General features: G+C 69.7%; 5 protein-coding genes and 2 pseudogenes. 2 read left to right on the top strand and 5 right to left on the bottom strand.

Annotation, left to right across the window (positions count from 1 at the left end; translation table 11 throughout):
* The 3 genes and pseudogenes from LQV45_RS18555 to LQV45_RS18565 all read right to left on the bottom strand — a co-directional run.
* A partial coding sequence (locus LQV45_RS18555; protein WP_230008287.1) for a sugar MFS transporter occupies window positions 1-760 on the bottom strand: 760 nt, incomplete at its 3' end.
* A gap of 29 nt (window positions 761-789) precedes the next feature.
* A complete protein-coding gene (locus LQV45_RS18560) occupies window positions 790-1227 on the bottom strand; it encodes a MaoC family dehydratase (protein WP_230008288.1) in 438 nt (145 codons plus the stop codon).
* A gap of 2 nt (window positions 1228-1229) precedes the next feature.
* A pseudogene (locus tag LQV45_RS18565) lies at window positions 1230-1653 on the bottom strand (MaoC family dehydratase N-terminal domain-containing protein).
* Window positions 1654-1849: 196 nt separating this feature from the next.
* On the opposite strand from LQV45_RS18565, the gene LQV45_RS18570 reads away from it, so the two are divergent.
* Window positions 1850-2263, top strand: coding sequence for a metalloregulator ArsR/SmtB family transcription factor (locus LQV45_RS18570; protein ID WP_230008289.1), 414 nt, complete (start codon window positions 1850-1852; stop codon window positions 2261-2263).
* On the top strand, window positions 2260-3957 hold the full coding sequence (locus tag LQV45_RS18575; RefSeq protein ID WP_230008290.1) for a SulP family inorganic anion transporter: 1698 nt from the start codon (window positions 2260-2262) through the stop codon (window positions 3955-3957). The genes LQV45_RS18570 and LQV45_RS18575 overlap by 4 nt, the downstream gene beginning before the upstream one ends.
* Here the strand turns inward: LQV45_RS18575 and LQV45_RS18580 are convergent.
* On the bottom strand, window positions 3947-4171 hold the full coding sequence (locus LQV45_RS18580; protein ID WP_223913778.1) for a DUF3188 domain-containing protein: 225 nt from the start codon (window positions 4169-4171) through the stop codon (window positions 3947-3949). The two genes, LQV45_RS18575 and LQV45_RS18580, sit on opposite strands and share 11 nt — an antisense overlap.
* 128 nt (window positions 4172-4299) lie before the next feature.
* Window positions 4300-4557, bottom strand: a pseudogene (locus LQV45_RS18585) (DUF2797 domain-containing protein); the annotation flags it as partial.

A 4557-nucleotide genomic window follows, 5' to 3' on the forward strand; every position in this document is an offset into this window, starting at 1 on the left:
GCAGCAGGGTGCGCCTGTCACGCCAGGCCTGGGCAATGAGGCGTTTGTTGTCCAGCGGCGGCTCCGGGACCGCGTCCGCCGGCCGGACGATCGGGATGGGACCGGTGGAAGGATCCTCGAAGGTGTCTGTCCCGGACGCCTTGAAGGGCCGCTCCGCCTCGAGGGGCGTGATGTCCGCCCGGAACCAGGCCGCCGCGGTGGTCACCGAGCCGGCCACCAGCAGGCCCACCACGGCCAGGTGCAGGAAGACGGGGATCCCGGCGGCGGCGGCCCAGGCGCCCAGCCCGGCGCCCGCCACTGTGCCCAGGCTGAAGGAGCCGTGCAGCCGGGGCATGATGTGCCGCCGGACGGCGCGTTCCACCGCGGCGCCTTCGACGTTGGACGCGGTGTTCCAGCTGGCGGTGCCCAGCCCGATGATTGCCAGACCCGCGGCAACCGCCACCGGGCTGGCGAGCACCGAGGTGCCGAAGCCTGCCAGCGCCAGCCCGAATCCGACCATGATGCTGCCGATCCGGATGGTGCGCTTGGAGCCAAGGCGAAGGACAATCAGGCCCGAGGCGGACACGGACACGAAGGATCCCGCCGTCATGCAGAGCAGGAGCAGCCCGATCGTGCCCGGGGTCAGGTCCAGACCGTCGCGGATGGCCGGCAGCCGGGACACCCAGGTGGAAAAGGCGATTCCGCTCGCGGCGTAGGCCACCACCACGGCGTTTCGCCAGTGCGTGATCTCGGCGGGCGGGACGAAGACTTCCTTGCTCACAGCAGCCAGATTCACAGCAAAGCCATGGGCTAGGCCACCCTGACGACGGCCTGGGCCTTGACGAGGACCTTCTGGGCGGCCGAGACGACCGTGAGGTCGACGCGGGCGGTGCCGGCGTCGGCGTCGAGGGCCCCGATGGCCCCGCTGACCTCGATCACGGCACCGGCCTCCGGTGTCCCCGTCGTGTCGGCGACGGGAACCGGCTTGGTGAAGCGGGTCTGGAAGTCGACGACGGCGGCGGGATCGCCGGTCCAGTCGGTCACGAGCTGGACGGCCGCGCCCATGGTGAACATGCCGTGGGCGATCACACCCGGCAGGCCGACGCCGGTGGCGAAGGCCTCGTTCCAGTGGATCGGGTTGAAGTCACCGGATGCGCCGGCGTACTTGACGAGGTCGGTGCGGGTGACGGTAATGCTGCGGCTGCCAATGTCCTGGCCGACCGTGAGTGCTGCGATGTCGATGCTCATGGCTACTGTCCCTCTCCGCGGACCAGGATGGACGAGGTGGTGGTGGCGACCGGCTCCCGGACACCGGTGGCATCGGTGGCATCGCCGGGGGCCAGCGCGAAGATTTCCGAGCGGGTGGTGATCATGGCTCCGCCGCCCATGGCGCGGACGCCGTCGACGTGCAGTTCGGCGACCAACCGGTCCCCCGCGACGATCGGGCGGTGGTGCGTTAACCAGCTGCGCGTCGGCTCGCTGCGCGACGATAATGGCGAAGGTCGGCGGCGCCACGAGGTCCCTGTGACCCAGCGCCTCGGCGGCGGCAACATCGAAGTGGGCAGGGTGGGTGGCTTTGACCGCGCGCGCGAACTCGCGGATCTTCTCGCGGCCGACGTCATACACCTCTGCGGCAGGGTAGCTGCGCCCATGCAGGTCCGGATTGATAGTCATGGTTCCAGCCTATCGCCACGCCCGGAGCCGTCCGGCTTCGTGACAGGGTGCGCGCCGGGAACCGGACGGGCACAGACGGGCGCTCCGGCGGGTCTTGACCGGCGCGATATGATGAAAACATCAATCCATCAATCCGAATCGCCGAGGGCGCCGCCGCACCGCGCCGCGAACGGATGCGAGAAAGTGTTTCCCCGCCATGATCTCCGCCGCGCAGACACCCCTGTACGAAATCAAGGCCAACCTGTTCAAAGCCCTGGCGCACCCGGCCCGAATCCGGATCCTCGAGCTTCTGGCGGCCGCGCCGGACAATACGGCGCCGGTCAGTTACCTGCTCGCCGAGACGGGGCTGGAGCCCTCGCACCTGTCCCAGCATCTGGGCACGCTGCGCCGGCACGGTGTGGTGACGTCGGTCCGGACGGCGAATGTCGTGACCTACCGGCTGGCTCATCCCAAGATCAAGGAGCTGCTCGCGATTGCCCGGGTCTTCCTGCTGGACACCCTCGCCGGTTCCAGCGAACAGCTCCGGATAGCGCAGGAGCTGCCGGCAGGCCACCTCGACCGCGCGGGCGACGCCGACAGTACCGGCCACCTCGACGCCACGGCAACGTGAGCGCCGCCCAGGCAGCAGACCCGGCGACGACATCTGCCACGGCCCGGGGACGCTTCGCCCGGTTTGTGCCGTCCCGCCGCGACTACGAGCTCTTGAGGTCCGCCTGGAAGACGGACCTGTTCGCCGGCATCACGGTGGGCATTGTGGCGCTCCCCCTGGCCCTGGCCTTCGGGGTCAGTTCCGGGGTCGGGGCGGAGGCCGGACTCATCACCGCAGTGGTGGCAGGACTTGTCGCCGCCGTCATGGGCGGATCCAACGTCCAGGTCTCTGGCCCGACCGGCGCCATGGTGGTGGTCCTGGCCCCGGTGGTCGCCGTCCACGGCGTCGGCAGCATTGCCCTGGTCTCTGTATTGGCCGGGCTGCTGGTCGTGGTCCTGGGCGCCAGCGGGCTGGGCCGGGCCGTCGCGTTCATCCCGTGGCCGGTCGTGGAGGGTTTCACACTCGGCATCGCCGCCATCATTTTCCTCCAGCAGGTTCCCTTGGCCACGGGCACCGAGGGAACGCCGGGCCACAACACCCTCCTGGCCGCCGTCGAGAGCGCGTCGCAGGCCACCATGCCGACCGTGCTGGAAACGCTCGCGGTGGTGGCCTGCGTCGCGGCCGTGATGTACCTGCTGCCCAGGCTGAACAAGGCCCTGCCCGCGAGCCTGATCGCAGTGCTGCTCACCACCGCGGCGGCGGAGATGCTGGCGCTGGACATACCCCGGATCGGCGCGCTTCCGCACTCCCTGCCGGCGCCCTCGATGCCCTCTGTCGATCCGGCCGCGCTGGGAGGCCTGCTGATGCCGGCCGTGTCCATCGCGACGCTCGCCGCCATCGAATCCCTGCTCTCGGCCCGGGTGGCCGCCGGCATGGTCGGCCCCGACGGCCGTCCGTCCGGCGCGTACAGCCCGGACCGGGAGCTCACCGGCCAGGGGCTGGCCTCGATCGCTGCCGGATTCTTCGGCGGCATGCCCGCCACGGGCGCGATCGCCCGGACCGCCGTGAACGTCCGTTCCGGGGCCAAGACCCGGCTCTCCGCGGTGGTGCACGCCCTGGTGCTGCTGGCCATCATCTACCTGGCGGCGGGGCTCGTCGGCAGGATCCCGCTGGCGGCGCTGGCCGGCATCCTCATGGTCACGGCCGTCCGCATGGTCTCGCGGCACACCGTGACGGCGATCCTGCGCTCCACCCGGGCCGACGCCGCGGTCTTCGTGGTCACCGCCCTCATTACCGTCGCCTTCGACCTCATTGTGGCCATCCAGATCGGACTCGCCGCGGCCGCCGTGTTCACGCTGCGGACATTCGCTTCCCTGAGCGGGGTCCGGCGCGAGGACATCCCGGGGCCGCCGGTTCCGGGCGACGAGCACATCGCCATCTTCCGGCTGGACGGGGCCATGTTCTTCGGTGCAGCGGAGCGGGTCCTGCAGGAGATCAGCCAGGTCAGGGACATCCAGGTGGCCGTCATCCGGCTCTCCCAGCTGCGGATGCTGGACGCCACGGGCGCCCACATGCTCGTTGAGGTGGTCTCCGCGCTGGAGCTGCGCGGGGTCACGGTCCTGCTGAAGGGGGTCCAGCCGCAGCATCTGGAGCTCGTGACCAATGTGGGGGTCATCCGCTCACTGCGGCATCACAAGCACCTGTTCACATCCCTCCCGGACGCGGTGGAGCATGCCCGGAGCCATGTGGTGCGGAACGCGGCCGCTAGCGCTTGAGGTTTTTCCGGATCGCCTGGCCGCGGACCACAAGCCCGGCAATGTGCAGGATCAGGCCGAGTCCGATCACTGCCAGTGAGGCGAGGGCAAGGGGCTGGTTGCCGGTGCTGTTGCCCACCACGCTGAGGATGATGCCGAGGGCGATCAGGCCCATGGCGCTGAAGACGATCACCTTGTAGGTGGTTGACGCGGTGGCCCAGAATTCATTCAGCACCGTGCCAGTCTACCGGGACGGCCGGACGACACCGCGAGCCGCAAAATTCCTGGCGACACTCAAATTGCCTGCCGACGCGGGAATACGGGCGCGCCCGGTAATTTGCGCGCCGCGGGGCAATTCCAGCGTCAGAACAAGGCTTCCTGCACGGCCGGGACATCCGAGCCGTGGTCACCGAGTTCGATCACCCGGGCCTTGAGCTGGCCCAGGTTCACCACGAATTCCAGTCCGCTGCCATCCAGCGCCGCGAGGGCAATGCTGCCGCTCAGCGCGTCGATCCGGAACCCATGCGCTCCGGCCGCCAGGTCGTGCGGATAAGCATGCCGGGCGGCCGGGGCGCAGGCCTTCGCGGAGAGTTCCGGCCGGTCCCACCGCTCATCCACCAC

Source organism: Microbacterium sp. Bi128 (assembly GCF_918698205.1).